This is a genomic window from Bacillus sp. 11B20, assembly GCF_056098985.1.
This window is the reverse complement of the sequence record NZ_JBLZWZ010000009.1, coordinates 356,716-381,097: the sequence shown is the minus strand read 5'-3', so window position 1 is coordinate 381,097 and position 24,382 is coordinate 356,716. Positions and strand designations below refer to the sequence as shown.

Annotated in this window: 38 protein-coding genes and 1 tRNA gene; 32 read left to right on the top strand and 7 right to left on the bottom strand. The window is 47.6% G+C overall.

The annotated features are described in order from the left end of the window. Nucleotides 1-130: 130 nt before the first annotated feature. From ACN6NB_RS16205 to ACN6NB_RS16095, 23 genes are all read left to right on the top strand, one after another. Nucleotides 131-2,365, top strand: coding sequence for a DNA polymerase (locus ACN6NB_RS16205; RefSeq protein WP_474253474.1), 2,235 nt, complete (start codon nucleotides 131-133; stop codon nucleotides 2,363-2,365). Next, nucleotides 2,365-3,087 carry a 3'-5' exonuclease gene (locus ACN6NB_RS16200; protein ID WP_474253473.1) on the top strand — a complete coding sequence of 241 codons (723 nt, stop codon included), beginning with the start codon at nucleotides 2,365-2,367 and terminating at the stop codon, nucleotides 3,085-3,087. Before ACN6NB_RS16205 ends, ACN6NB_RS16200 begins: the two co-directional genes overlap by 1 nt. Beyond that, nucleotides 3,088-4,137, top strand: a complete 1,050-nt coding sequence (locus tag ACN6NB_RS16195) for a hypothetical protein (RefSeq protein WP_135226345.1) — start codon at nucleotides 3,088-3,090, stop codon at nucleotides 4,135-4,137. Beyond that, a complete protein-coding gene (locus ACN6NB_RS16190; protein WP_268475191.1) occupies nucleotides 4,137-4,457 on the top strand; it encodes a hypothetical protein in 321 nt (106 codons plus the stop codon). The genes ACN6NB_RS16195 and ACN6NB_RS16190 overlap by 1 nt, the downstream gene beginning before the upstream one ends. Continuing rightward, entirely contained in the window at nucleotides 4,439-4,990 is a 552-nt protein-coding gene (locus ACN6NB_RS16185; protein WP_474253472.1) for a crossover junction endodeoxyribonuclease RuvC, read from the top strand. Before ACN6NB_RS16190 ends, ACN6NB_RS16185 begins: the two co-directional genes overlap by 19 nt. Further along, a complete protein-coding gene (locus ACN6NB_RS16180; protein ID WP_474253471.1) occupies nucleotides 4,991-5,500 on the top strand; it encodes a hypothetical protein in 510 nt (169 codons plus the stop codon). Nucleotides 5,501-5,505: 5 nt separating this feature from the next. Beyond that, nucleotides 5,506-5,769, top strand: a complete 264-nt coding sequence (locus ACN6NB_RS16175; protein WP_474253470.1) for a hypothetical protein — start codon at nucleotides 5,506-5,508, stop codon at nucleotides 5,767-5,769. Further along, on the top strand, nucleotides 5,762-6,106 hold the full coding sequence (locus tag ACN6NB_RS16170; protein ID WP_474253469.1) for a hypothetical protein: 345 nt from the start codon (nucleotides 5,762-5,764) through the stop codon (nucleotides 6,104-6,106). Before ACN6NB_RS16175 ends, ACN6NB_RS16170 begins: the two co-directional genes overlap by 8 nt. 2 nt (nucleotides 6,107-6,108) lie before the next feature. Further along, complete coding sequence (locus tag ACN6NB_RS16165; protein ID WP_474253468.1) at nucleotides 6,109-6,312, top strand: hypothetical protein; 204 nt, start codon at nucleotides 6,109-6,111, stop codon at nucleotides 6,310-6,312. Continuing rightward, nucleotides 6,309-6,482, top strand: coding sequence for a hypothetical protein (locus ACN6NB_RS16160; RefSeq protein WP_474253467.1), 174 nt, complete (start codon nucleotides 6,309-6,311; stop codon nucleotides 6,480-6,482). Before ACN6NB_RS16165 ends, ACN6NB_RS16160 begins: the two co-directional genes overlap by 4 nt. Continuing rightward, nucleotides 6,479-6,643 (top strand): hypothetical protein, encoded by a 165-nt coding sequence (locus ACN6NB_RS16155; RefSeq protein WP_165783676.1) that lies wholly within the window; start codon nucleotides 6,479-6,481, stop codon nucleotides 6,641-6,643. The genes ACN6NB_RS16160 and ACN6NB_RS16155 overlap by 4 nt, the downstream gene beginning before the upstream one ends. Beyond that, the gene (gene nrdI / locus ACN6NB_RS16150; RefSeq protein WP_474253466.1) at nucleotides 6,640-6,996 is read left to right on the top strand and encodes a class Ib ribonucleoside-diphosphate reductase assembly flavoprotein NrdI; all 357 of its coding nucleotides are present in this window, start codon (nucleotides 6,640-6,642) and stop codon (nucleotides 6,994-6,996) included. Before ACN6NB_RS16155 ends, nrdI begins: the two co-directional genes overlap by 4 nt. Continuing rightward, nucleotides 6,993-9,080 carry a class 1b ribonucleoside-diphosphate reductase subunit alpha gene (gene nrdE / locus ACN6NB_RS16145; RefSeq protein WP_474253465.1) on the top strand — a complete coding sequence of 696 codons (2,088 nt, stop codon included), beginning with the start codon at nucleotides 6,993-6,995 and terminating at the stop codon, nucleotides 9,078-9,080. The genes nrdI and nrdE overlap by 4 nt, the downstream gene beginning before the upstream one ends. Further along, a complete protein-coding gene (locus ACN6NB_RS16140) occupies nucleotides 9,068-9,328 on the top strand; it encodes a hypothetical protein (RefSeq protein ID WP_254965465.1) in 261 nt (86 codons plus the stop codon). Before nrdE ends, ACN6NB_RS16140 begins: the two co-directional genes overlap by 13 nt. Next, complete coding sequence (locus ACN6NB_RS16135; protein ID WP_254965467.1) at nucleotides 9,303-9,539, top strand: hypothetical protein; 237 nt, start codon at nucleotides 9,303-9,305, stop codon at nucleotides 9,537-9,539. Before ACN6NB_RS16140 ends, ACN6NB_RS16135 begins: the two co-directional genes overlap by 26 nt. Nucleotides 9,540-9,563: 24 nt before the next feature. Next, complete coding sequence (gene nrdF / locus ACN6NB_RS16130) at nucleotides 9,564-10,535, top strand: class 1b ribonucleoside-diphosphate reductase subunit beta (RefSeq protein WP_474253464.1); 972 nt, start codon at nucleotides 9,564-9,566, stop codon at nucleotides 10,533-10,535. A gap of 628 nt (nucleotides 10,536-11,163) precedes the next feature. After that, a complete protein-coding gene (locus ACN6NB_RS16125; protein WP_474253463.1) occupies nucleotides 11,164-11,673 on the top strand; it encodes a dUTP diphosphatase in 510 nt (169 codons plus the stop codon). Next, the gene (locus tag ACN6NB_RS16120) at nucleotides 11,670-11,990 is read left to right on the top strand and encodes a hypothetical protein (RefSeq protein WP_474253462.1); all 321 of its coding nucleotides are present in this window, start codon (nucleotides 11,670-11,672) and stop codon (nucleotides 11,988-11,990) included. Before ACN6NB_RS16125 ends, ACN6NB_RS16120 begins: the two co-directional genes overlap by 4 nt. Beyond that, entirely contained in the window at nucleotides 11,987-12,196 is a 210-nt protein-coding gene (locus tag ACN6NB_RS16115) for a hypothetical protein (RefSeq protein ID WP_474253461.1), read from the top strand. Before ACN6NB_RS16120 ends, ACN6NB_RS16115 begins: the two co-directional genes overlap by 4 nt. Before the next feature lie 143 nt (nucleotides 12,197-12,339). Then, nucleotides 12,340-13,146 (top strand): FAD-dependent thymidylate synthase, encoded by an 807-nt coding sequence (gene thyX / locus ACN6NB_RS16110; protein ID WP_474253460.1) that lies wholly within the window; start codon nucleotides 12,340-12,342, stop codon nucleotides 13,144-13,146. Nucleotides 13,147-13,636: 490 nt separating this feature from the next. Then, nucleotides 13,637-13,921 carry a 3D domain-containing protein gene (locus ACN6NB_RS16105; RefSeq protein ID WP_474253550.1) on the top strand — a complete coding sequence of 95 codons (285 nt, stop codon included), beginning with the start codon at nucleotides 13,637-13,639 and terminating at the stop codon, nucleotides 13,919-13,921. A gap of 14 nt (nucleotides 13,922-13,935) precedes the next feature. After that, nucleotides 13,936-14,796 (top strand): hypothetical protein, encoded by an 861-nt coding sequence (locus ACN6NB_RS16100; RefSeq protein WP_474253459.1) that lies wholly within the window; start codon nucleotides 13,936-13,938, stop codon nucleotides 14,794-14,796. After that, a complete protein-coding gene (locus ACN6NB_RS16095) occupies nucleotides 14,793-15,353 on the top strand; it encodes a nucleoside/nucleotide kinase family protein (RefSeq protein ID WP_474253458.1) in 561 nt (186 codons plus the stop codon). The genes ACN6NB_RS16100 and ACN6NB_RS16095 overlap by 4 nt, the downstream gene beginning before the upstream one ends. Here the strand turns inward: ACN6NB_RS16095 and ACN6NB_RS16090 are convergent. Further along, on the bottom strand, nucleotides 15,332-15,706 hold the full coding sequence (locus tag ACN6NB_RS16090) for a hypothetical protein (protein WP_341084561.1): 375 nt from the start codon (nucleotides 15,704-15,706) through the stop codon (nucleotides 15,332-15,334). The genes ACN6NB_RS16095 and ACN6NB_RS16090 overlap by 22 nt on opposite strands. Nucleotides 15,707-15,783: 77 nt before the next feature. On the opposite strand from ACN6NB_RS16090, the gene ACN6NB_RS16085 reads away from it, so the two are divergent. The 3 genes from ACN6NB_RS16085 to ACN6NB_RS16075 all read left to right on the top strand — a co-directional run bounded on the left by ACN6NB_RS16085 (nucleotide 15,784) and on the right by ACN6NB_RS16075 (nucleotide 17,772). Further along, the gene (locus ACN6NB_RS16085; protein ID WP_474253457.1) at nucleotides 15,784-16,167 is read left to right on the top strand and encodes a sigma factor-like helix-turn-helix DNA-binding protein; all 384 of its coding nucleotides are present in this window, start codon (nucleotides 15,784-15,786) and stop codon (nucleotides 16,165-16,167) included. A 265-nt stretch (nucleotides 16,168-16,432) separates the two neighbouring features. Further along, complete coding sequence (locus ACN6NB_RS16080) at nucleotides 16,433-16,921, top strand: hypothetical protein (RefSeq protein ID WP_474253456.1); 489 nt, start codon at nucleotides 16,433-16,435, stop codon at nucleotides 16,919-16,921. A 41-nt stretch (nucleotides 16,922-16,962) separates the two neighbouring features. Continuing rightward, nucleotides 16,963-17,772, top strand: a complete 810-nt coding sequence (locus ACN6NB_RS16075; protein ID WP_474253455.1) for a hypothetical protein — start codon at nucleotides 16,963-16,965, stop codon at nucleotides 17,770-17,772. 291 nt (nucleotides 17,773-18,063) lie between these two features. Here ACN6NB_RS16075 and ACN6NB_RS16070 read toward each other — a convergent pair whose 3' ends face one another. The 5 genes from ACN6NB_RS16070 to ACN6NB_RS16050 form a co-directional block, all read right to left on the bottom strand. Beyond that, complete coding sequence (locus tag ACN6NB_RS16070) at nucleotides 18,064-18,795, bottom strand: hypothetical protein (protein WP_474253454.1); 732 nt, start codon at nucleotides 18,793-18,795, stop codon at nucleotides 18,064-18,066. A 174-nt stretch (nucleotides 18,796-18,969) separates the two neighbouring features. Then, a complete protein-coding gene (locus ACN6NB_RS16065; protein WP_474253453.1) occupies nucleotides 18,970-19,146 on the bottom strand; it encodes a DUF8096 family protein in 177 nt (58 codons plus the stop codon). Nucleotides 19,147-19,350: 204 nt separating this feature from the next. Beyond that, nucleotides 19,351-19,734 carry a hypothetical protein gene (locus ACN6NB_RS16060; protein ID WP_474253452.1) on the bottom strand — a complete coding sequence of 128 codons (384 nt, stop codon included), beginning with the start codon at nucleotides 19,732-19,734 and terminating at the stop codon, nucleotides 19,351-19,353. Further along, a complete protein-coding gene (locus tag ACN6NB_RS16055; protein WP_474253451.1) occupies nucleotides 19,734-19,910 on the bottom strand; it encodes a hypothetical protein in 177 nt (58 codons plus the stop codon). Before ACN6NB_RS16055 ends, ACN6NB_RS16060 begins: the two co-directional genes overlap by 1 nt. 404 nt (nucleotides 19,911-20,314) lie before the next feature. After that, complete coding sequence (locus ACN6NB_RS16050; RefSeq protein WP_254965504.1) at nucleotides 20,315-20,440, bottom strand: hypothetical protein; 126 nt, start codon at nucleotides 20,438-20,440, stop codon at nucleotides 20,315-20,317. Nucleotides 20,441-20,559: 119 nt separating this feature from the next. Here ACN6NB_RS16050 and ACN6NB_RS16045 point away from each other — a divergent pair, with 119 nt between their 5' ends. The 6 genes from ACN6NB_RS16045 (at nucleotide 20,560) to ACN6NB_RS16020 (ending at nucleotide 23,727) form a co-directional block, all read left to right on the top strand. Then, nucleotides 20,560-20,784 carry a helix-turn-helix domain-containing protein gene (locus ACN6NB_RS16045; protein ID WP_144492893.1) on the top strand — a complete coding sequence of 75 codons (225 nt, stop codon included), beginning with the start codon at nucleotides 20,560-20,562 and terminating at the stop codon, nucleotides 20,782-20,784. Nucleotides 20,785-22,216: 1,432 nt separating this feature from the next. Beyond that, complete coding sequence (locus tag ACN6NB_RS16040) at nucleotides 22,217-22,519, top strand: hypothetical protein (protein ID WP_474253450.1); 303 nt, start codon at nucleotides 22,217-22,219, stop codon at nucleotides 22,517-22,519. Further along, entirely contained in the window at nucleotides 22,516-22,803 is a 288-nt protein-coding gene (locus ACN6NB_RS16035; protein WP_474253449.1) for a hypothetical protein, read from the top strand. The genes ACN6NB_RS16040 and ACN6NB_RS16035 overlap by 4 nt, the downstream gene beginning before the upstream one ends. 115 nt (nucleotides 22,804-22,918) lie before the next feature. After that, the gene (locus tag ACN6NB_RS16030) at nucleotides 22,919-23,203 is read left to right on the top strand and encodes a hypothetical protein (RefSeq protein WP_474253448.1); all 285 of its coding nucleotides are present in this window, start codon (nucleotides 22,919-22,921) and stop codon (nucleotides 23,201-23,203) included. Between the two features lie 146 nt (nucleotides 23,204-23,349). Continuing rightward, nucleotides 23,350-23,421, top strand: a tRNA-OTHER gene (locus tag ACN6NB_RS16025). A 57-nt stretch (nucleotides 23,422-23,478) separates the two neighbouring features. Further along, nucleotides 23,479-23,727, top strand: coding sequence for a hypothetical protein (locus ACN6NB_RS16020; protein WP_474253447.1), 249 nt, complete (start codon nucleotides 23,479-23,481; stop codon nucleotides 23,725-23,727). Nucleotides 23,728-23,741: 14 nt separating this feature from the next. Here the strand turns inward: ACN6NB_RS16020 and ACN6NB_RS16015 are convergent, their stop codons facing one another. Then, nucleotides 23,742-24,287, bottom strand: coding sequence for a tyrosine-type recombinase/integrase (locus ACN6NB_RS16015; RefSeq protein ID WP_474253446.1), 546 nt, complete (start codon nucleotides 24,285-24,287; stop codon nucleotides 23,742-23,744). Nucleotides 24,288-24,382 lie beyond the last annotated feature (95 nt).

Genomic DNA, 24,382 nt, shown 5'->3' with positions numbered 1-24,382 from the left:
TACGACTCACTTTACGAAGTGTATTGTTGCGACGGCGACTGCTGGTCGGAGTTTTATTCGGATAATGAGACGGCTCATAGACGGAAGTGGATGGACACCATCGAATTTTAAACGGGAGGGAGGACGCGACGTGGAAATCAAGCCGTTAAAACTAAACGTAAATGCGGGCAAGGCGGCGCCGGCGGTCGAAGTTGCTAAACGTAAGCAAGCGGCCCACGCCGTCGAGCCAATCGAGGATGCATGGCGTCGCATCTACGCAAGCAAACTTAGCGATTCAGACCGGCAGAAATTAGACGAAGTCAAGGCGGCTATGGAGGACGGAGGCTTGGCGCGCGATCCTTCTGACTGTGTTAATAAGGCGGGCAAGCCGAAGAAATTCAGTAAGGCGGAAGCGCTGCGTCTTTGGAAAACGGTGCAAGCGCAGGTCCGAGAAGAAAAGCTACGCAAGATGGTCGAGGAAACGCCGGATAATTACTGGTTAATAACGGATGAAAAGAGGCTCGCAGAATTTGTCGCGCTGCTCAAAAACGAAGAAGAAATCGTATTTGACGTAGAGACGACCGGTGTAGACGTGTGGAACGATTACATTGTCGGCCATGTGATCACGGCGATCAAAGCGGACGTACATGCCTATATTCCAACGAGACATAAAACTGATCGACCGCAATTAAGCCGAGACCTAGTAAACGAAGCGCTACGACCATTCTACGAAGATCCAACTGTCGGTAAACTCGCCCACAACGCTAAGTTCGATATTCATATGCTTGATCGCGAAGATATTAAACTGCGCGGACTTACGTGGGATACGCAGGAAGCTATGCGACTACTAAACGAAAACGAACCGTCATTTGCGCTAAAGAATCTCGTCACAAAATACCTACGCATCGATTCGAGCACTTACGGTGACCTATTCGGTAAGGTCGGCTTTGACGAAGTAGACGACTTAGATATTGCGCTTGCCTATGCGGCTAAAGACGGTGACGTGACGCTTAAACTGCGGAATTTCCAACGAGCACACCTCGCAAAGATGCCGGAAGTGCTGCGTTATTACGAAACGGTAGAAGTTCCGTTGATTGGCGTAGTTCAGCAGATGGAGACGACCGGCTTCGATATTGATTTAGAATACGCCGAGGAATATGGTCGCGAATTAAAGGACGGCTTAGACCGTTTATACGATGAATTAATCGCAGAATTAGGCGATGTCAACATAAACTCTCCGGCGCAGCTAAAGCCGGCCCTTGAACGGGTGACTGGCGAATCACTAGCGTCAACCGATGCGAAGAAGGTACTTAAACCACTCGCGAAAAAGTATCCGGTAGTTAAGAAGCTACTCGAATATAAAGACAGCTTTAAGCTTTATTCAACGTATATCAACGCATTGCCGGATCTAATCGATCAAAAGACTGGCAAGCTGTACACGAACTTCAATCCGAATGGAGCGAAGACGGGGCGTTTCAGTTCCGGCGGCACAGGCGTTAACCTTCAGAACCAGCCGAAAAAAGCTCGAAAGTTATTCGTTGCACCTAAAGGCTACGCAATACTTGGCGGTGACTGGAGCCAACAAGAGTACCGATGCCTGGCGTACTTTACGCAAGATCCGAAGTTAGTCGATAACTATTTCCGCGGTGACGATTTATACGCATCTATCGCGGCAGAAGTATTCGGCAAGCCAATCGAAGAATGCGGAGATGGTTCGGTCTATCGTAAACAGTCGAAGGTAATTATGCTTGCGGTTGCTTACGGAGGCGGAGCGAACATGTTAAAGGACGCGATCGGGGTAGAAAAGCATGAGGCGCAAAAGTTCCTCGATAGCTTCTTCGAGAGATTTCCGGTCGTAAAGGAATGGGTCGAATCGAACCAGGCGTTCGTGAAAAAACACGGATTCGTTTGGATGGATCATCTACAGCGGAAGCGACGATTGCCTGACGCAAAAGATCGGGGCGCAAAAGGACATTACTCGGCAGTTTTTACGCAGTCAACGAATGCACGTGTTCAAGGATCGGCCGCGATTCAAACAAAGGCGACCATGATTGCGCTTCAGGAGCTATGTGATAGAAAGACGGCTGAAGGACGGGGAGAATGGCGCTTATGGTGCGTTGTTCATGACGAGGCGCTTTTATTAGTGCCGGATACACTTACGCAGCAAGACGTAAAAGACTTCGAGGATGTCATGGTAAATACGTACGTTTTCGGAAACATACCGAATAAGACGGACATCGAGATAAGTCGAAGATGGGGCGAGGGTTTGAAGATCAACGAATTCTTCAGCGGTGAGGTAAGTCGCGATGACTACCCTAACGCGGATGACTACGAAAATCAAAAACGGATTGTTGGCGGAGGCTGGCAAGGAAAAGGGGCGGTTTAATGTTACCACAAACATACGTAGTGCTCGATTTAGAAACGACGGGACTCGATCATAAGAAGGATCAGATTATCGAAATCGGCGCAATTAAAATCCGACTTGGCGGGCGGCTCCGTGAATTCGAAGAAGTAGACCGATTCCACACGATGGTCGCGTTAGAAGAGGGCCGTGAGCTACCGGAATTTATTACGAAACTAACCGGAATCACAGAAGAAGACCTCGAAGACGCTCCGGAAGAGTGGGACGCGTTAGACGACTTAAAAACCTTCATCGGAGACGCTGTCGTTGTTTCGCAAGACGCACCGTTTGATCTTTCTTTCATTAGTCGCGGAGGCATCGAACCGGAACGTTTTTATTGTACGAGAGCTATGGCGCGTTTTGTAGAGCCGGAGTTATCAGCGTCGTTAAAGGACGTGACTAAACGAAACGGAATTTCATTAGACGGACATCACCGCGCGCTGAATGATGTAGAAGCAACGATTGAAATTTTCCGTAGATACTTACCGCGGGTAGTCGATGAATATAACGACTTTGCGAACGTAGTTATGGACGCGCCGGACAGACCGATGAAATTCGTTCCTAATCACGCCATCGTTTGGGAGGTTCAGATGGTTGCGTTATCTAAAGCGGATCTTCTGCGTATTTACCAGGCGCTTAGGGATAACGAAGCGATGTCGTTAAAGATCGGTTCTATCATCGAACGCAATATGAAGGGACGTGATTAATTGACGGCAGACAAACGAAAATTAGCGGCTCAATTACTTAGTAACGACGGTTCTTCTGAGCCATCATTTGCACAATCAATCGCGGATGAACTTGTATCGTATCTTAACGAATGGCACTCGCTGCCTGAGACATGGGATAACCAACTAGACGCAGATATTCACCGATGGTACGCGAATGCGCCAAACGTATTTCCGAAGCGCCCGTATTTCTCACCGTCGGCATCAAACGCATGTCCGCGTGAACTATACCACAAGGCGCTGAACGCGAAAAAGGACGTCGAAGCCAAGCCGCCATATCAAGGACGATGGACGCGTCTAGGAACGGCGATCGGCGACATGATCCAGCGCGATATTTTGTTCATGGCGAAGCACTTCGGCAAAAAGACGGGCCGCGTATGTCCTTTTGACTTCGAACGCAACGAGGACGGAACGCCGGTATTTGAGGACTTTGCTAAACGCAATCACAAGATCGAGCGTGGCGGGCAGACGTTCTACTTATACGGAACTTGCGACGGTATTCTACGCTATGTGACGGCAGATGGCGAAATCTTACGAGTCGGCCTCGAAATCAAGTCGAAGCAAACGACCGCCGCCAAGACATCGCTACATTCGATGCGAGAACCGGAGGCAAAGCACGTAGCACAATGCGTGACTTACGGACCAATGTACGGCGTCGATTATTACGTCATTCTCTACGTCAACGCGTCAAAGAAATCGTGGGTCTATCCGGAAGGCGAGTTCGAGAAATCACCGGACATCCGAGCGTTCGGTATCGAAATCAAACCGCATGACATTGACGCGATTCTTGATAGATTCGTAGATATCCGAAATGCGGTCGATGCGGGTACGCCGCCGGCGCTTGATCTCGGAGCATGGACGTTCAACAACTATAAAACTACGATCGCTAAGTCGCTGACGGACGAGGAACTACAAACCATTCGCGAGAAAGTAGCGCAGGTTCGCAGATCGGGAATGTACGCAAGTACGAAGCAGCAGTACGCAGAGGCGCTCGCATTTATCGAGAGAGTACGAGAAGGGGAGGCGGTTTGATGGCTGGGAAAATCAAGATTCATTATTGCAGCGGATGCGATATCGAAGTTAAAAACCCGTATTTTAGACGTCACCATTGCGGAACTAATCTCGAATTGATTGAGCGTGATAAAAAACGAGAGATCGGAAATTTTAAAGTCGTCGATTGGTTCTCTACGCGATCAAGTGCCGGACTTGTTATCGAAGATGAGTCGCAGAGTATCAGACGCGAAATATTTATGAGCGATTTATTTAAGTACTTAAAAGGCGTGGATCTCGGCGAAATTACCTTAGAAGAAGTGAAAAAGGGGTCCGCCTATTCTTGGAAGGTAGTAAATTGACCGCCGCCAAGCCTATCCGCATCCTTGCGCTAGACATATCAACGAATCCAGGCTTCGCAGTCCTCGAAGTTAAGCGCCTAAAGTCAGGACCGCGTATCAATCTCGTTCACGTAACGTCTGTCAGCACGTCAAGCCAATCCCCGGATAGCCATCGATACTCTTACATCGAAGCTGCAACGACAATGGTTCTACACGAATACGGACCATTTGACGTAGTTGTCCGCGAACATTTCACGGGTGGGCGAAATAAGAGGTCGACGCAAACAGTGTTCGGAGCATGGGCGGTCATTGATATGGCGCTTGGTAAATATGGATACAAGGCCGATGTAGAGATACCGCCGACCGCAGTTAAGCGGGATGTGACCGGAAAAGGCAGCGCAACAAAGGACGAAGTAGAGGCGGGTGTAAGGCGTATGCTTGCGTTACCGGATGACTTTACGTTTCGTACGGATGATGAATCGGATGCGGTGGCGGTTGGGCTTTCGTATCTAGTTCATGAAGGCGTAATTGAGAAACCGAAAGGGGCGAAATAAATGGGGATTATTACACTGTCGCTACTGGTCGCTGTATTTGTCGCGATTGTAGTGATTAAGGATACGTACGGATACGTTGAGTTTTTCGATGTTCTACTTGGTATTTTTATGGGAATTTTAATTGGCGCCGTAGTGTTTGTATTTGCAGCTATACCAGCGTTTTTTCTCGAAACGGAAACAGTTGATCCGCATAAAACGGAGATTTACTCAATTAAAGATAACGCTAAGGCGAGTGGAAGTTTCGTACTGGGAACCGGAACAGTTGACGAGAATCAGTATTTTTATTTCGTAGAGGAGAAAGCCGGATTTAAAACGATCAGCAAAGCGTCAGTTGAAGATTCGAAGATGAAGGAAGGGACATACGAAAAGCCTTACGTTCTCACTTATGACGTCCAGTATAAATCGGCTATTGCACGATTCTTCTACGGCAAGAGCACCGGCTTAAATACGTACGAATTTTACTTACCGGAAAACACGATTACGACCGACTATAAAATCGATATGGAGTGATTCGGATGGATAAACATAAAGATTACGCAATCAAAATTGCAGGCGCATTAGAGGAGCTGTTTTTCGAGGATTCACATCATTACATTGCGGAGTTAGAGGACGTCGACTTAACGGCCTTCTTTACCTCAGCAAACGCAGCGCTAGGACTATTATTCAACCGATATACAGGCGACCAAAAGAACGCTATTGAATTTACGCATGTGCTTAACGGATTGGCGGTTCAACGTGCAATTGAAATCGCGTCAGAGGAGGCGGGCGCAAATGGATAAAGCGATGGCTTACATCGACAAATTAGCCGCAAAGCTCGGAGTGGTGGCGGAACATGTTTACGGAGTGCTCGTTAAGCAGGCGGTGGCAACTGGTATTTTCTATATAGTTGCGGGAGTCTTTCTTTTGCTAATCGCAGCTACTTACGTGATTATCGCACTGCGATTACGAGAAAGATTCGATGCGGCAGCGTGGGCGATCGTAGCTTTTACGTCTATATTAACAGTTTGGACGCCAGTAATAGCGGGATTTCCGTTATTAGCTGAAGGCATCAAAGCGGTTGTCAACCCGGAATACTACGCAATCAAAGAAATTCTCGACACGATCGGAGGTAAATGACGATGGAATACGGAGATATTTTCGTTGCGCCTATCGCAAATTTACTCGACATGAAGCGGCGGCTCGAATCGGATTTAGGCGACCATGAATACGCACTAAGCCGGCTTGAACTGAAGCGAGTCGAAACGGAAATCGAACGTGATCGGACGGCTGCTAGAATTGCGGAATTAAATGCGGAAATTGAACGGAGAGGTGGACGCAGATGAGGACGAGAGAAGAGATAGAGACGGAGCTATTCGGAATGTACGATCATGTCGAAAATGCAAAGAACGAGATTGAAGAATGGGAAAGTGAGCTAAATTGGGCCTGCGAAAAGGTGGCTGCACTTGAGGCCGAACTTTCTTCGTTAGATGAATCGGGAGGTGAAGACGAATGATTACGTACGTAGCACTATTCAGCCTCGCGATTCTCATTATATTTGTAGGCGGCACAAAGGCGAAGACGTTCGAAGAAATCACGACGAAAATCGCTGGCCTCGTTTTGCTAATCATTCCTACCGCGGTCCTTTTAGCGTACGCGACCGGAGTTCAGCCGTGATCGTATATTTCTACTCGCTGACGGGAAACGTACGGCGGTTCATCGCTAAGACCGGCTTAGGCGGTCAGGCACGTGAAGTCAAGACGGGCGGGGTCATCGAGGAGCCGTTCGTGCTGGTAACGCCGACTTACGACTTCGGTCAGCCGCCCGCAACGGTAAGCGAATGGCTTAAGGATAACGGCGATTGGATGATCGGGGTAATGGCGTCGGGAAATCGTGCATGGGGAGACGGCTTTGGCGCGGCTGCCGACGTTATTGCGACGCTTTACGACGTGCCGGTGATCGGCAAGTTCGAATTAGCTGGGACGGAAGAGGACGTTAGATTATTCACGGAAAGGGTGAAGGCGCTTTGAAGCGACACATCGAGTTAAATAACGAAATTATGATTCAAAAAGACGGGCGGTTTCAATTCGAGAAAGACGAAGAGGCTGTCCGTGCTTATTTTATAGACTACGTAAATCAAAACACCGTATTTTTCCACGATTTAAAAGAAAAGCTCGACTATCTACGCGATAACGATTACTACGAGACGGAGTTCCTAGACGCTTATACATTCGATGAAATAAAGGCGGTCTACAAAACGGCCTATGCCGCCAAGTTCCGATTCCCTTCGTTCATGAGCGCATTCAAGTTTTACAATGACTACGCGCTGAAGACGAACGACCGTAAAAAGATTCTCGAACGGTATGAAGACCGCATCGCTTGCTGTGCGCTGTACTTCGGAAAAGGTGACGGCGTAAAAGCGATCGAATTCGCAAAACTAATGATCCGCCAGGAATATCAGCCGGCGACGCCTACGTTTTTGAACGCCGGACGCAAACGTAGAGGCGAAATGGTATCGTGCTTCTTGCTCGAGGTAAACGACTCGCTGAACGATATCTCGCGCGCAATCGACATTTCGATGCAGCTATCGAAGTCAGGCGGAGGCGTATCGCTTAATCTTTCAAAAATCCGCGCAAAAGGCGAGGCGATTAAGGACGTTGCCGGAGCGACAAAAGGTGTAGTTGGCGTAATGAAGTTGCTCGATAATGCGTTCCGATATGCGGATCAGATGGGCCAGCGGCAAGGTGCGGGCGCAGCGTATCTAAACGTATTTCACGCGGACATAAACGATTTCCTAGATACGAAGAAAATCTCGGCAGATGAAGACGTCCGCGTCAAAACGTTATCTATCGGCGTCGTTGTTCCCGATAAATTCATCGAACTAGCGCGAGAAGACCGACCGGCTTACGTTTTCTATCCGCACACGGTCTATAAGGCGTATGGCACGCATCTTGACGAGATGGATATCGGTGCAATGTACGATGAACTAGTAAATAATCCGGCGGTGCGCAAAGAACGTATTAATCCGCGTCAGTTGCTCGAAAAAATGGCCGTACTGCGTTCCGAGTCGGGATATCCGTACATGATGTTTCAAGACAACGTTAACCGAGAACATGCGCTGAACCATATCAGTCGCGTTAAATTCTCGAACCTCTGTTCTGAGGTGCTTCAAGCGTCAACCGTCTCGGAATACACCGACTACGGCGAACCGGACGATATCGGCCTGGACATTTCGTGCAATCTCGGATCTCTTAATATCGCGAATGTAATGGCGGGTGGATCAATCGGGAACGCCGTCAAATTAGCCGTCGATGCACTTACGGTTGTCTCAGAATCTACGAATATCAAAAACGCGCCGGCCGTCGCAAAAGCTAACCGTGAGATGCGTTCTATCGGACTCGGCGCGATGAATCTGCACGGCTATCTAGCGCAAAATGGCATCACCTACGAATCGGAAGAAGCACGCGACTTTGCTAACGTGTTTTTCGCGACGGTCAATTACTGGACGTTGGTGCGCTCGAATGAATTGGCGCAGGAAACGGGGACGACGTTTGAAGGTTACGAGGGTTCAACGTATGCAAGCGGGGAGTACTTCGAGAAGTATTTCGAAGGTGATTATCGTCCAAAAACGGATAAAGTACGTGCGCTATTTAAAGACCTCGTTATTCCGACGCCTCTCGAATGGGAAGTCTTACGCGACAACGTAAATCTGCACGGCCTCTACCACGCCTATAGACTTGCGATTGCGCCTAACGGATCTATTTCGTATGTTCAGTCGGCAACGGCTTCGGTCATGCCGATTATGGAACGTATCGAGGAACGGACTTACGGAAATTCGAAGACGTACTACCCAATGCCGGGCTTATCGCCGCAAAACTGGTTCTTCTACAAGGAAGCGTACGACATGGATATGTTTAAGGTCGTCGATATGATCGCAACAATTCAGCAGCACGTCGATCAAGGTATCTCATTTACGTTGTTCTTAAAAGATACGATGACGACGCGTGATCTGAATCGGATTGACCTGTACGCGCACCACAAAGGAATCAAGACGCTTTATTATGCGCGGACGAAGGATACGACGCAGGAGGGGTGTTTATCATGTGCCGTTTAGATCGCAATACGACGGAAAACTCAACCGAAGATACATCTTATAGACTTTCGTATAACTCAAATAACCGTAGGGCAGGGAAAACGGCGTTTAGTCTGGCCCATAATACAAATGCGAGTGGAGTCGACAGAATTGATAGAGTCGATTTTATTGAACGATATTTAGGCGTTCAGCTTCTCGAATGGCAAAAAGATTATATCCGAAAGAAAAAAGGAGGTAAGCAGAATGACAGACATAGCGGCTGTATGTAGTGGCTGCGGTAGTTACATGACCGAGAAGGTATACGAACCGTATGTATGCGCAGATTGTAAGATTAAATCGTTAGAAGAAGACTTAACTAAACTTAAAGAAGAACGGGATTACATCAATTGTAAATATCGTAAATCAGACGATGAATCTATGGCATTAAGAAAGTACAAAGGAGCTTTCGAGATGCTCGTTTCTGAATTAGCCAAAAAGTAGGATTGCGACGAGGAGGACGAATAATTGACGACATTTACAGCGGCCAACTGGTCGCAATCAGACGATAATTTCACGGCCATGTTCTACGATCAGAACGTCAAGCAGTTTTGGCTACCGGAGGAGATTTCGCTAAATGGCGACCTCCTTGCGTGGCACGAACTGAAGCCTGTCGAACGCGATACGTATATGAAAGTGCTCGCCGGCCTAACGCTGCTAGATACGGAACAAGGAAACACCGGCATGCCTGCGATCATGGCGCACGTAGCCGGGCACCAACGCAAGGCCGTTCTTAATTTCATGGCGATGATGGAGAACGCAGTCCATGCGAAGTCCTATTCGAATATTTTTCTAACGCTGGCGCCCTCGGAAACTATTACGGCCGTCTTCGAGTGGGTTAAAGAGAACCGTTATTTGCAGCGCAAAGCGAAGCTGATCACCGACCTTTATCGCGGTATTAAGGAAGGCGACGACATTTCGTTGTACAAAGCGATGGTGGCTTCGGTGTACCTCGAAAGTTTCCTATTCTATAGCGGTTTTTATTATCCGTTGTATTTCTACGGGCAGGGACGCATGATGCAGAGCGGCGAGATTATCAACCTTATTATTCGCGACGAAGCGATACATGGCGTCTATGTCGGTCTGTTGGCGCAGGAAATTTATAATCGGCAGCCGGATCGCGTTAAGGCGGATATGCATAGATGGGCGGTCGATCTTTTGAAGGAACTATACGAAAATGAGGTCGCATATACGGACGATGTGTACGGCGCGGTCGGTTTGGCACACGATGTTAAGGCTTTCGTCAGATACAACGCGAATAAGGCGCTTATGAACCTCGGCTTTGATGCGCATTTTCCTGATGAGCCGGTCAATCCGATTGTGATAAACGGGTTGAGCACGAAGACGAAATCTCAAGACTTCTTCTCGATGAAGGGCACGGGATATAAGAAAGCGACGGCTGAAGCAATTCGCGATGAGGACTTCTTTTTCGATGATTAGCGATGAGGTAGTCGGATATTTATATTTTCCTGCCGATTAATGTCCCGATTTCCGCCGCCCACATGCGACTGTATAAGTGAAAGCGAAAATAAGGAGCTGATCGTATGCGACAGACGATTAACCGAGGCGCTTTAATTGCGGCGTCAATCGTGCCGGCATTTTGGTACGCACATGCTGCGGGCTTTTGGTGGTTCGTGGCGGCGGGCGCGCCGTTCTTACTATACGTAATGACGCTACCGTTTGAGGACGGTAAACCCACGAAGGAGGGCGAATAAATGCGTTATATTCTAGCGGGAATAGTGATAGTCGGCACCGCGACGTGGCTGGACTGTTTCCGACCATCTATCGTAGAGGCCATAATCTACCTCGTTACTATTGCGGCGGCCTTACTTACGGGCGCTGTTAAAAAGGAGGGCGAGTAGATGAACATGTTAACTATCGAAACTAGGAACGGCCTAGATTATTGGGCGCACTTAAATGACGGAGATTTAGACAGTTTTGATTTCGACGTAACATTCCACGAATGTGAGTACGTGAGAGTTGAATGCGCCAAAACAAAGCGGACGTTCGTTTTTAAACGAAGCGAAATCTCTATGTACTATTACAGGAAGTTAGAGGAGGAATCGCAATGAACGTAAATATTAAACGGCTATCAGCCGACGCAACTACGCCAACATACGCACACTCGACGGACGCCTGCTTCGATCTGTACGCGGCGGAAGACGTCATTATCGAACCGGGTGAGACGGCGTTAGTGCCTACGGGCTTGGCGTTCGAGATTCCTCCAGGCTACGAAATGCAGATCAGGCCGCGTTCGGGCATTACGTTGAAGACGCCGCTGCGCGTTCAATTAGGTACGATAGATAGCGGCTACGCAGGCGAGGTTGGAGTGATCGTTGATAATATCGCAAAGAAGGACGAAACGGTTCCGAATGATTACGGACCCCTTACGGTGAGTAGAGAAATCGATCGCATGATCGGTCATCATCCGAAATTGACGTACAAACTACGCAAAGGAGATCGCATAGCCCAAGCGGTCATCAAACCGGTAGAGCAGGCGACCTTTACGGTTGTGGATGCGTTGGAAGATACGGAGCGAGGTTCGGGCGGCTTCGGGAGTAGCGGGGTCGGGAAATGACGAAGTTGCCACCGAGAAAAAGCGGGAAGACGTTTGTTCATACCGAACGTTTCGAACTGATTTCGGAATACGCAGTCGATTTCATTGCGTTACGTGCACTTGTTTATAGAACGCCGATCAAGACGATCTTACGTTGGGCTAATAAAAACGTTAGCGGATTATGGGTAAACCTCGGATGGATAAACGAAGAGGAATACGATTCATTAGAACGAGCCGTCGCCGAAATGGTCGTATATTACGAAAACGTTAGTAGAAACGAAGCAAAGCGGAAGTATAGAAGGATTGCGAAGACGGTCAAGGAGGCGGCCAATAAATGACGCAAATCTACGCGTGCTTCTTAAACGGAAAACTTTACGGAAAAGGCGATCTTGCCTATATGAACGACTTATTTCGTGATTGGGTCGTTTATTGCGAAATGTACGGAAAAGATGAAGTGACATTCCGAATAACGACGGTTGAGAAGATGCGCGAAATTGTAAAGGAGGCGGAGAGGTGCGAAAAGTTAAAATTGAAGGTTACGTAATCTACGACAAAGACGAATTAATTCACGGAAATTGTGTGACGCATGAAATCGATCATTGGTTATTCAACGAAGATTTTCCTCGCGAATGGTCTTTCGCTGCCGTATCTGATGAGGAAATAGTCTATGACGAGGAGGACGAATAAATGGCGGAAACCAAAATGAACGTCGAGCTAATGTTTCACACGCAATTGAGCGCGAAATTCAAGGAGAAATTACGGAAGGAATCCGAACAACTTGCCGAAGCCCCTGACGGAAAGATTCTCGCGCTGACTGCCATCCGTACTTGTTATAGCGCAAATAAGCCGTCTGAAATTGCGATTAAAGAGGGCGCCAAGTATTTTGGATCAGCCGCATCGGACGGCGACCCCGGTTCAGACGCAGATAGGCTTATTAGGCAAATTGTTGCGTCGAAACATACGTCTACTTTAGAAGGAATAACGTTCAATTTCGCGATCGAAGGCGTCAGTCGCGCATTATTAGCGCAATTAACACGTCACCGCGTAGGCTTTAGCTTCAGCGTCCAATCACAGCGGTATGTAAAGATGGGCAGCGGAAATAAATCGGGCGGGTTCGATTACGTCGTGCCGGAAAAGGTTGCGAACAGTACTTACGAGGATAACAACGATTTCTTCGATCCGGAGAACGGTCATACTACCGAAACTTATTCTCCGCAAATTGCGTTCAGTAATGCGATGGAATATCTACAAGACGTTTACGACGATCTTCGCGAAATGGGCGTTCCAGCCGAAGATGCAAGAGCCGTCTTACCGCAAGGCGCGTCCACTAATATCGTAATGAAGGTTAACCTGCGCGCTCTATTAGACTTCTACGCTAAAAGACGGAAGGGTAACGGCGCCCAGGCGGAAATTGCCGACCTAGCCGAAGCCTTGCGTCAAGAAGTAGTCGAAGTCGAGCCATGGACTGCGCAATTCTTCGAGGGTGTGTCGTGATGAAATACGTAATACCGTACGACCATATTGCGGAAGAATACGTAACAGGCGGTAAGTCTCAATGGGAGTTTGAAAAAGTCAGAGATTGTGCGAACAAGTACCGATTGGAGCTATCGGATGATGATTTCTATAAATTTTTAAAACTATATAGGAGAGGTGTAGGTATAGATTGGATAATGTATCGGATGCGTGAATTAAATGAATCGTTTCTAGACGCTCTAGTATCCTACGTTACCTATTGATATTCGACTTTCCTGGAGGTGTTTGTATCGGATTAATAACGGAACTTACGATCGCGTGCGGCTTATTATGTACGCAGCAACCAGCGACGGAAAAACCTGCGCCTATTTTAACGGCCGATCAAGCGGCTTTACAGCGAGCCAATCAGCGCATCAAGACGTTAGAAGGCGAAGTAAAGTCGCTTAAGAAGCCGACGAAGCACGTAGTTAAACGCAAGCAGAAAGCGCCAAAACTAGCGCAAACATACGAAGTGACTGCGTACACAAACGGTGCCGAGTCTACGGGCAAGTCAGCCGGCGACCCCGACTATGGCATCACGGCAAGCGGCACACGCACCAAGACCGGCCATACGATTGCTTGCCCGCCGTCAATGGCGTTCGGGACTCGGCTAAACATCGAAGGCATCGGCGTCAGGACTTGCGAGGATCGAGGCGGCGCAATCACGGAAGGTCATATCGATCTATACGTTGCGGGCGTGGGCGAGGCGCAGTTATTCGGACGTCAGCGGTTAAAGGCGGAGATCATAACGAAATAGGGAGGCGGTTGTACATGAAGCACGTATTAAAGGACGAAAAGCTCGGCGTTGATCGCGAATATGTTGCGGTAGATAGGAACGCGGGGGTCGGCGAGAAGATCGTAATTGTGGAAAAGCCTAGTGATAGAGATTGTTATTCCGAAGGAGATGTATTTACTGTGGACCGTCTGTGGGGTGCAGTAGGAGGCGCTGTAGAAAGCGATAAGGCCATTTCAGATCCTGATTATAACAAAGGCGGCTTAATAGTACGCAGTGAATACCACGTACTCGAACCGACCGACATCGTTCACATTGACGGGGAGCGCTACCGTTTAGAAGATCGTAAGGCGGAAGTAGGCGAAAAGATTATCGTAACTAAAAGCTACGACATGCCGATCGGTCATATCAGCGTGGTGAAAGGTATTGACGTCAGTTATGACGATGGTTCTTGTTATTTGGAAGACGCACGCGGCGGTGAGGATTATTTCGACGGAGAAAGCGACCAGCTTCTTGTCCTGACTCCGGTTCAAGACGCTGCCGAGGCACAAGAATCCGACGTCATCACCGTCCTTGCCAATCTAGGCGCAGAGGTGGCGGAATTAAAACGGAAAAACGACCGATTCGAGCAAGCCCTCGGATGGAACGAAATGGGGCCAAGTCATATACCGAGTCTCCGTAACGGATTAGACGTGCTTAAATCGGTTATCTCGGAATTAGAAGATAAATATGAATCGGAGCTTGAACGTATGCAGTCCGAAATTAACGCCCTCCACGAAGATAAAGTCCGTCTAGGCGAACAGCTCGCAAAGGTGGCGGCAGACGGCCCGAAAGCCTTGTCGTTTACTGCGAATGAGCTTGCGCAGGTATACGTAAGCCTAAAGAAGGCCGGCCTATGAAACTCGCAATCACGGGTAAGCTGGGCGCAGGTAAAGACGTAGCCGTCGATTATCTTGTATCCATGTACGAATTCTTTCCGTTCACGTTTTCCGCAAAAGGTAAGTCGGTTTTTGGCGAGTTGTTTCCGGAATTAGACGGTGACGCCAAACAGCGCCAGCCTATGCGGGATTTCATTAACGGAATCACCGAATTAGGCGTACCTGGCGCTAAAGACGTATGGGTCGATTATTTGTTCCGCCGCATTGAAGATCACGAAAATCTACGCTGCTGCCGAGATAGCCGCATATTGATCACGGACATTCGGAAAGAAGCGGAATATAGACGGGCAAAAGCGGAAGGCTTTAAAATTCTGCGAATCTCCGCAGACTCTGTTACGCGAGCCAAGCGCGCTAGGCGTAGGGGTGACGTATTTAATCTAAAAGATTTAAGTCATCCGACAGAAACGGCGCTCGACGATTTCGAGGTTGATTATGAGATTGTAAATGACGGTACGCTAGACGAACTATATGCGCGACTGGACGAAATTATGGCCGATCAGCTCAAAGAGAACGCGTAGGTACCTTTCGGATAGGCTAGATGCGGCTGTTTAGATGCCTCGCCATCGCCGATCAAAAAGAAACGCAACGGAAGTTCTTGATCGTCTAGCCCGGCGTGTTGTAAAACACGGGCTGCCGACCAACTATAGGCGTCTTTACTAAATTTGAACGGCTTCACGTCGGCTCTTACCATTTCCGGCTTGGCCGCGACTAAGCACTTAGCTTCTGCGTCGTAGCCAATCGTTAGTTGGAAGGGACTATTCGGCGGGATACCGATTAACTCCTTCGCGCCTTTATTGACGAAGATACGCTTCTGACTATCCAACGTTATGTAGGCGGTATTATTTACCGCGGAAATCCATTCTAAGGCCACTCGGATACACCTCGCTTATTTTATAAGACGATTATAGACGATATACCAACGGAAAGCAAACGAAGGAGGCGGTTTTATTGGGCGCATCGACGAACAAGCCCGACCAGCATTTACGATATGAAACGCAGTACAAGCTCGACAGACCTGACGGCGTCAAAGCGCTACTAGCCGATTATACAACGCTCAGACAGCGGCGCTTCTTAGGCGACATGGCTGCTTGCGATATCTTGATCGACCTGAACCGCGCCATCGAATTGGCGTCGCTAACCGGAAAGCAATACGAGGCCCTGCGCCTAGTCTATTTCGATGACCTATCGCAAACACGGGCGGGCGCGGCGCTCGGAATTACGCAGCAAGCCGTAGATTATGCGATTAATGCTGCGGTAAATAAGATCGTCGATATCTACTATTATTGGGCGTCACACGGCGAAGGTTACGGAACTACGAAAGGGGCGGTTTGATGCCGGATGAATTAACGAAGAAAGAAATCGATCAATTACGAGATTACCTGCGTTGGTGCTATGACACTATGAACCATCCGAGAATTTCGCCGCGGGTACTGTCTATTTTGCTAAATGCGTATACGAAGGAGTGTTCGAAATGTTCTCAGTAGCACTTACTAATATCGGTTTAATCGCGCTTATAGGCTTCGGTATTTACGCTACGGGAACATGTTGGCCGCTAGTTGCGTTGGTATTCTTACAATTTTACGGGGAGGGCGCCTAATTGACGAAGGAAGAACTACACGAAGCCATTACGGCTCTATACGAACGCACAAAAGCCGGCGCTTTAGAGCGCGAAGAACGTATCGTAGCAGTTAACGATCTACTCGCGAAATACGATGATACACCACCATCAAACGCGTTGGAACGCCTGTCAGACTTAATATTATACGAAGAACTATCGGATACACGCCGCAATAAAATGTCAGCCGAAGAATATCCGATCATGTCCGAACGTATGGAAAAGACGCGCAAGACCGGCGAAGCGTCCGACAAGATGGCCGAAGAATACGATATCACCGGCACTAATCGCGGAGTACCTAAACGACGCACGCGATCACCGTACGATAACTTATTCGCGGACCGTCACGCAAAAGCGCGTAATAAAACAGCTCGCAAACGTTACAACGATTTCGTAAACGGAAAGTCTAGCGGACAATTCACCATAAATATAGCAACCGGCATCAAAACGGTAAGGTCAGACGCTCAATAGGCGTCTTTTGTTTTGCGATAAATACGAAAAGGGGCGTATGTATGAATCAAAATCAACCGCGCATCATCGATGTTAACACAGGCGAAGACCTATCTGGTATCTATTCGCTGAGACACCGCAATCAAGACGCAGCCTTCCGTCAGAAATTAAACAAAACGGAGGACAGGCGCGAATTTACCAATGCGGAGATGCCGAATATAAACGAAGTATATGATGTTCTCACAACGGCTCAGTGCGGTTATTTAATGCTTCTGCAATGCTACGTTGACTATGACGGCCTTTTAATTAAGTCAAGCCACGATAAAACGCCGATGGATACTTCGGACATGATGGACGTTCTTCAACTTACGAAAAAGCGACAGACATTCTATGACTTCATTGCGGCGGCTGTTCAGCACGATATTATACGAAAAAGTGACGAAGGCTATTCGGTAAATGAACGTTATCATTTTAAGGGGAATTTCCGCAGTCCTCACGTTGTTAAAATATATAGCGCCAAGATTAAACGGGTTTACAGCGAAGTCAAAGCGACCGACATCGGCCTTATTTATCGCATGCTCCCGTATATCCATTTCGATACAAATGCGCTTTGCGAGAATCCGAACGAATCCAATCCGAGAGCCATCCGTTGGTTCAGCCGTGCCGGGCTAGCTGCCGCGATAGGTGTCGTACCGGATACACTTGGTCGTCGTCTGAAGGCTATGAAATTCGGAAGCGAGTACGTTATAGCTCGCGTTAAGGTCGGCAGCGAGCCGGAGCGATACACGTTTAATCCAAACGTTTTCTATCGTCAATCTAAAGCGCCGGATAAAACGTTGATTGCGTTATTTAACGTCGAGAATACGCGCTAGTATGGTACGATTTTACTGCGGGGAGGTGAGACGGATGATCAAAGCGATTACTAAGACAGGCGAATTAAAGCCGGGCGGTTCTGCGTCTAAATAAACGAAAAAGGACGCCCGCAAAGGCGTCCAATTTACTATATTTTTTATTTAACCATCAGATGTATTGCCATAAATAAGAGTGCTATACAGAATAACCCGATCAATAAAAGGACTTTCGTTGCCAATTTAGTTTTTGTAACCTCTTTCTCGTTCTTTTGTTTGCCTGGTTTATTCATTTTACAATAACACCCTTTCACTTTAATTAATATATTTGTTGTCTCCCCACACTTTGAGAGTGCCGCCCTCAACATAGATGTACTGCTCTCTAGTACCGTATTGAGTTCCCCACTTTGCGGAAACTAAGTGCCAAGCCCATCTTTGCATACCGTAGAATACTTCCATACCGCCTTTTCTAGTTCCGTTCTTAGAAAGTTTTACAGGAGGAAAATAGATGTAATTTACGAACGAAGATACTTTTGTAGGAGAACCTATAAGTGTTTTTCCATCCGCTTTATATGTAAGTTCTACAGTTGTTTTTACTAGTGGAACACCAAACAAGTAATGAGTGTGCCACCATGATGCTCTTCTTTCTGTTGCGGCTTTAGTGGAAAGTACCGGCTCTTTATCCTTTGTCTCTCCTGAAATGATTTTGTAATCGCCGTTCAACGCAGTAGTTTCAGTCTTTGCACTGGTTTTGGAGACTGGTTCATCCATTTCGATTATTTCTTTAAGGGCTTTCTTATCATTCATGACGTCCACAAATCGCTGTTGCTTATCTTTCGAAAGGGCTTCAAACTTCTTAAGAACTTCTGTAGCTTCGCTATCTTTTCCTTCTTCCGCGATTGCATCAGCTAGGTAATTTTTGTAATCCTGAATGGTTTTTATTTCGGGAACTTCTTCCTTTTCGGTCTTTCCTGCGGCACTTACGTTGTGCCCAAAAACAGAAGACATAAGCAATAAAGCGATAAACCCTAAAACGACTCTTTTCATATCGTACTTCCTCCTTGACTATTATGTAAAGCAATTCCCATTCTCGAGTAAATAGCCTTGAGATGCAATACATCTATGACAGATTAGTAAAAAATCACCATTAGAATTTTTGTTTCTATGTATCAGTAACTATTTTTCGCTGCTCTGATCGTCTTAGAGTCGTATTTGTTGCGCCTATATTCGCTTTGTCATTCCGCATTTCGAACACTTACGGAGGAAAACTCCGCCTTTGATCGAACTGTTAAACTTCGACGTATCGCAATTGTCGCACCGTCCGCTCTTAACGTCGGGCATCTCGCGAATGTCATAAACGACAGATACGTCATAATCGCCTGGCTGCGGTCTAATCACGTCTTTCACCTCACAACCTTCGTATTATAACGTATCTATACGCTTATTTAAACAATCTTCCGAAAGCCCTTCCGACGCTCCGTCTCATGATCCGGCCGCCTACGTCGTTCTTTTTCACCGCGTTAACGTCTCCCAAAAACCTAGCCCATCCGTACAAGAATCTGCGGAATTTCATATCGTCGTCCTCCTTCGTATTTTAGGCGCCTACCATCTCGTCACTGCGAAGTCTTTCGAGTAGTAAGTGCCGATTTTCTTCGTCTTGGCTGCGTTGCTATAAGCCGTAAATTTGATTCGGTATTGGCCGTTCGTCATTGTCGAAGTATAGAAGCGTTTGGTCGGCGTGCTTTTAACGAAATCGCCGCTCAACGATTGCTTCGACTTCCATCCGTCCGTGTATTGTTGCTGCAAAGTCATCGTATAATATACGCGGCTACCGCTGCTTTTCGTTGCCACTACGTCCACTGACGTCGCCTTAGGTGTGTAGTATGGTGCGTCAACCTTAACCGTAATGGATGCTGCGCTGGCTGACGTTGTTAGGCCGAGCGTCATAAGTACCACCGCGATTGCTATCGTAATAAAACGTTTCATTATTCAACATCTCCTTCGAATTTTATATCGTATCCGAACGCGATCAGAGCGAGTCTAAAGCCGAAGTCAAAGCCGGCAGGCGCATCGTCGCGTTCTCTTTTAAATAGTTCGGCGGCTCGTTGTAGCGGATCGGCTGCCGTTTGGGTTCCGTCTAAGGCCGTCAATTTTACGTCCACTAAGCAATCTCCTCCTCGATGTTTAGAAGGCCGCCGCAGTTAGGACATTTAGCGGCCGTTTCGATTTCTACGTCTAGCCGGGCGAATGAGCAGTCCGGGCAGTTATACTCGATCATATTGGGCGATTCCTCCACGATTTTAGTACGTCAGCGCCGTCTAATTAGCGTCTTAGGGTCGTAGGTAGGGACGGCTGCTCAACGTCTTATTTCATTAGCGATTTTAAAGCGACCGTAAAGCCGAAAATCAGTAGCGTTGCAATGGCTGCGCAGTCTATCGGTTGTACTGAGCCGTAGTCCAAAAACGCTATCCAGGCGATCAAAACGATAATGAGCAACGTATCAAGCGTATTAATTTTGCGCATGTGTGGTATAATTGATTGAACCGGGGCTTAGCGCCCCGTCCGTTTACTTGCGACGTTTCTTCTTGGAGGGAGACCGTCGCTTTTTCATTGCCTTGATTTCCATCGCGGTTTTAATGATCGCCAACCACGACGCAAGCAAGACGGATATTTTAGTAGCTAGTTCAATCAATCGTGTGCACCTCCTTTCTGTACCTTTATTATACGATATCGTATAACGTATGTCAACGTATATTGCGAAATAATATTCGATATCGTATAATTACTTATATAAATACGGAGGTGGTGCGGATGAGCAAGCGCATAAACGTACGGCCGCGTCTGAAGGAATTAATGAAGGCCGATGGGTGGACGCAAACAAGGCTGTCGGAAGCGTCAGGCGTTCCGCAGGGTTCTATCTCGCGGTTCGATTCGAATGGCCGACACGAAGATTGGCAGGTCGTCGCGCTAATGAAAGCGGGCGGTTGGAAGTACGAGGATCTGTTCGAAATAGAGGACGGTAGCGACGAAGAGTAGGGACGTTCAGGGCGAGCGTCTCTTTTTCGTGTTCTGTTTTCGCCACACTGAAACGTATTGTTATGCGTATATATGAATAAATATGCGTTAATGTTTCGTAGGCAATACGTGTTGGTATGCGCCTATTCTCAATTACGTCGATTTAACTGATAATCAATACGACTTCATTCGTACAAAATCGCCAAAAGTACGACTTTATTCGTACAAGTGAAAACGGGGTTGGCGCTTAGAGCCACGAGGGATACAGCGTTTTGAGGACGGAAATTACTTCTTATCTTCTAAATCTAAAACCTCGTGATCCTCCGCTACGCTACGTCTCACATATACGCAATATGTATAATGAATGTATATTTGCGGACGAGGCGAAGCCGAGGGCGCTGTACTTAAATACATACGGAAAGGATACCGTTAATAGGACGGACATATAACCGGTCGCTAATCGTTAAGGATTGCGTAAATATACTTGTGTAACATACGGATATGCTGTCTTACGTTATAGAGAGACGTAACGCAACGTAACATACTAACGATAAGCAGCGTTTAGGGTACCGACATACAGGCGCTATGTAACGGCAGGCACAGACGGTCTATATAATATAGTACGAAGGCGGTCGGTAGGGTGACGTGGATATACCGGAAAGGAACTCCGCAATCAAGCAAGCGCCGCCCGCGGACGAGGCCTCCGAAAACTCGAGGGGTTGAAAGCCGAAGCCAATCCGTTTATGCACGATCGTATGCATGACGGCCGGCATAGGTAGCCCGCACGAATGGCGGTATGGCGGGGCTGGTACGCTGCATAAAGTTCATTCGTTTAGTTGCGTTGGTCGAACGGCTACCAACCGCGACACACCAACGTCTGTGCTCAGCGCGAATGTAACAGAAAGTCTTTTTGTTACTTTCGTTATGCAACGTTATGAATGCGTTATTCAATAATAATCGCGAAAAATAAACGAAAGCCACCCGCCCCCAAGCGCCCCAGCCAAAACCGCCGGATCTGACGAACAAAACTTACGCACAATTTTTTAAACTCGGGGTGTTAATCGTCTACCTGTACGTAGACATACGTCATGCTGCGATTCGATCGGTCGCGGCTATCCGAAGATGTTCGGAGCAGGTGGAGGGTTAATACGCTAGATTAAACGGAGGGGAGGCGCTAACGTGACGCTAATTACTGAAATTACTGACGGGTGCATTCAATACGGTTCTAACGCCTATTTTACGAAAGGCACAAGCGCTTCGGAATATCTTCCGAAATTATACGAAATGTACGAGTTGAGACGCGAACAAGAAGAAATCTTAGGCTTATACTTGATCGGATTCTATTCATATCGTCTTGTTGCGCGCTCCTCGGATATATCCCCGGAAGAGATTCCGCTATTTCCTGACGAAGACGGATACGTATTTTTCGTTATACGGGAAGGAGGCCGCTAGGGTGTCGTTAGATATTACCGAATGTTTTAAACTCGCTGAGAACGTTTATGTCACGGAAAGCATGATTGAAATGCTTCGGGAATTTCCAGTTGACGATTTATACGAAGTCTTGGAGTATTTGAACGAAAATTATACACCGGAGAAAGTCACGGTAGAGAGATACGACGACCACTCGCTGTGTGTTTATACGTATCGACCCGACTTAAATGACCCGAAAATAATGGCACACCCTTTACCGTGCTATATTGACGAGGGGGGCGCGGCAGTTAGTATTGTCGTTTGGGAAACGGAGGAACGTACATGACCACGCTACCTACTTTCGCCACCTGCGACGCATGCAATCAGCGAACCGCCGTCGTATTAAAAGAACGGTCCGTCCGAAAAGGCGTCGTCGAAACGTACTTTGACTGTATCGTCTGTGGTACGCATTACCCGACCGCAATCACGAACAGCGCGCTAAGGACGAAAATAGAGGCGCTGAAACAATTACGGCTTACGGACGGCGCAGAACCGGCGGCAATCGACGCGTTAAAAGCGGAAATAACCACCGATATGAAAGAACTTCGGGAACGGTACGGACTAGCATAACGATTTTAACACGTAAAATGCACGAAATTAGACGTTTCGGTAGCCGACTAGGGTATTCGTAAGGGTAATCGGTTAAAAGCGCTGATTTCGTGTTATTTTTAAGGAGGACGGATAGATGACGAAGTATCACAAAAAGCCGGTCGTAGTCGAAGCGGTTCTTTTCGAAGACGGTATGGAAGACGGCTACGCCAGTTATCCGGTATTTTCGGACAAATTAATCGGATTTTTTCCGAAAGACAGCCTGATACCTAAAGCGAATAACAAGCCGGCGATCAAAACGCTTGAAGGATGGTACGAGGTTGAAGTCGGCAAGCATTACATCGTTACCGGAGTTCGCGGCGAGCGTTATCCGGTTGAACAGGAGATTTTCGAAGAGACGTACGAAAAAGTTAACGAATAGACGCAATCAGAACGAGGCTTCCGGGCAGCACCGGAGGTCTTTTTGTGCTTGCGTCTAGCATTAGAGCCGTAAAGGCATTCGATTGACGTGCGTACATTCACCGGCACGCCTCTCAAAGAAGCGGACCACGGCCGGTGTGACAACATAGGGGCGCATGTTCCAAGGTGGCGATACGGTCTCCAAAACCGCGTGGACAGGTTCGATTCCTGTCGCCTCTGTAAAAAGCGTGTTGCATCGTGTAGCACGCTTTATTAACGAAAAAGGGGATGACGTGAATGGCGGAAAACAAACGCGAATCAGTCGGCAATTTAAACGTAAGGGTAGACGTAGATGTTGCGAAAGCTATCAAAGGACTCAAAGCGGTTCAGCGCGGAGCGAAAGAGGCGGCAAAGGCGTTGGCTGAACTGAGTGAAGCGATGAAGGAGTATGAGAAAGCCCATAATAATAATCGCAGAAAAGGCGGCTATGGAATTGTATCGGAACCGTATGCGATCGACAGAGTCTACAAAGATCCGCCGCAATAAAAAAGCACCGCGAACTAAATCGTGATGCTCTCGTATGCGACCGAAATCTCGTCTGCTGTGATTCCGATATATTTAAGCGTATCTTTTTCGGATGAATGACCAAGAATCGCCATGATCCGATCGACTGCGATATTCATTTCGTACAACCGGTAGCCGAATGTCTTACGCAACGTATGCGTACCGATGTTGCCGATCTTTTTAGCGATTTCAGCGCGCTCGGCGGCTTCGTTTAGAATACGGTAGGCTTGAACGCGACTGATCGGTTTGGCGCCCTTACGGCTTGCAAATACGTAATCACCGTCGGCGCCTTCGAGTTCATTGACGAGCTTTTTGACGGATGCCGAGAACGTAATGACACGCGTTTTCTTGCGCTTGGCTTCGGTTATTTTAAGAGACGTTTGGCCGCGAAGATCGCCGATCTTAAGCGAAAGTAAATCGGAAATACGAAGTCCAAAAGCCGTCCCTAGTTGTAATAACAGACGGTCGCGCCCCGGTTTGAGGGCGTTTTTTAGTTTATTGAAATCGCGTTTACTTTTAATCGGATTCACTTCGTTAGCCATACGTCTTCACTCCAATGTACTTTAATTATTTTTAAGTTACATTCATTATACGATATCGAATTCGGCAAGTCAACGGAAAATAGACGGGAAGGAGG

Coding starts and splice junctions, on each gene's coding strand:
- ACN6NB_RS16020 (WP_474253447.1), top strand. CDS start 23,479: ATGGCGGAAAACAAACGCGAATCAGTCGGCAATTTAAACGTAAGGGTA.
- ACN6NB_RS16115 (WP_474253461.1), top strand. CDS start 11,987: ATGACGCAAATCTACGCGTGCTTCTTAAACGGAAAACTTTACGGAAAA.
- ACN6NB_RS16175 (WP_474253470.1), top strand. CDS start 5,506: ATGGATAAACATAAAGATTACGCAATCAAAATTGCAGGCGCATTAGAG.
- ACN6NB_RS16100 (WP_474253459.1), top strand. CDS start 13,936: ATGAAGCACGTATTAAAGGACGAAAAGCTCGGCGTTGATCGCGAATAT.
- ACN6NB_RS16170 (WP_474253469.1), top strand. CDS start 5,762: ATGGATAAAGCGATGGCTTACATCGACAAATTAGCCGCAAAGCTCGGA.
- ACN6NB_RS16035 (WP_474253449.1), top strand. CDS start 22,516: ATGACCACGCTACCTACTTTCGCCACCTGCGACGCATGCAATCAGCGA.
- ACN6NB_RS16120 (WP_474253462.1), top strand. CDS start 11,670: ATGACGAAGTTGCCACCGAGAAAAAGCGGGAAGACGTTTGTTCATACC.
- ACN6NB_RS16045 (WP_144492893.1), top strand. CDS start 20,560: ATGAGCAAGCGCATAAACGTACGGCCGCGTCTGAAGGAATTAATGAAG.
- ACN6NB_RS16180 (WP_474253471.1), top strand. CDS start 4,991: ATGGGGATTATTACACTGTCGCTACTGGTCGCTGTATTTGTCGCGATT.
- ACN6NB_RS16125 (WP_474253463.1), top strand. CDS start 11,164: ATGAACGTAAATATTAAACGGCTATCAGCCGACGCAACTACGCCAACA.
- ACN6NB_RS16160 (WP_474253467.1), top strand. CDS start 6,309: ATGAGGACGAGAGAAGAGATAGAGACGGAGCTATTCGGAATGTACGAT.
- ACN6NB_RS16135 (WP_254965467.1), top strand. CDS start 9,303: ATGACAGACATAGCGGCTGTATGTAGTGGCTGCGGTAGTTACATGACC.
- ACN6NB_RS16030 (WP_474253448.1), top strand. CDS start 22,919: ATGACGAAGTATCACAAAAAGCCGGTCGTAGTCGAAGCGGTTCTTTTC.
- ACN6NB_RS16190 (WP_268475191.1), top strand. CDS start 4,137: ATGGCTGGGAAAATCAAGATTCATTATTGCAGCGGATGCGATATCGAA.
- ACN6NB_RS16140 (WP_254965465.1), top strand. CDS start 9,068: ATGTGCCGTTTAGATCGCAATACGACGGAAAACTCAACCGAAGATACA.
- ACN6NB_RS16070 (WP_474253454.1), bottom strand. CDS start 18,795: ATGAAAAGAGTCGTTTTAGGGTTTATCGCTTTATTGCTTATGTCTTCT.
- ACN6NB_RS16095 (WP_474253458.1), top strand. CDS start 14,793: ATGAAACTCGCAATCACGGGTAAGCTGGGCGCAGGTAAAGACGTAGCC.
- ACN6NB_RS16015 (WP_474253446.1), bottom strand. CDS start 24,287: ATGGCTAACGAAGTGAATCCGATTAAAAGTAAACGCGATTTCAATAAA.
- ACN6NB_RS16155 (WP_165783676.1), top strand. CDS start 6,479: ATGATTACGTACGTAGCACTATTCAGCCTCGCGATTCTCATTATATTT.
- ACN6NB_RS16165 (WP_474253468.1), top strand. CDS start 6,109: ATGGAATACGGAGATATTTTCGTTGCGCCTATCGCAAATTTACTCGAC.
- ACN6NB_RS16075 (WP_474253455.1), top strand. CDS start 16,963: ATGAATCAAAATCAACCGCGCATCATCGATGTTAACACAGGCGAAGAC.
- thyX (WP_474253460.1), top strand. CDS start 12,340: ATGGCGGAAACCAAAATGAACGTCGAGCTAATGTTTCACACGCAATTG.
- ACN6NB_RS16060 (WP_474253452.1), bottom strand. CDS start 19,734: ATGAAACGTTTTATTACGATAGCAATCGCGGTGGTACTTATGACGCTC.
- ACN6NB_RS16200 (WP_474253473.1), top strand. CDS start 2,365: ATGTTACCACAAACATACGTAGTGCTCGATTTAGAAACGACGGGACTC.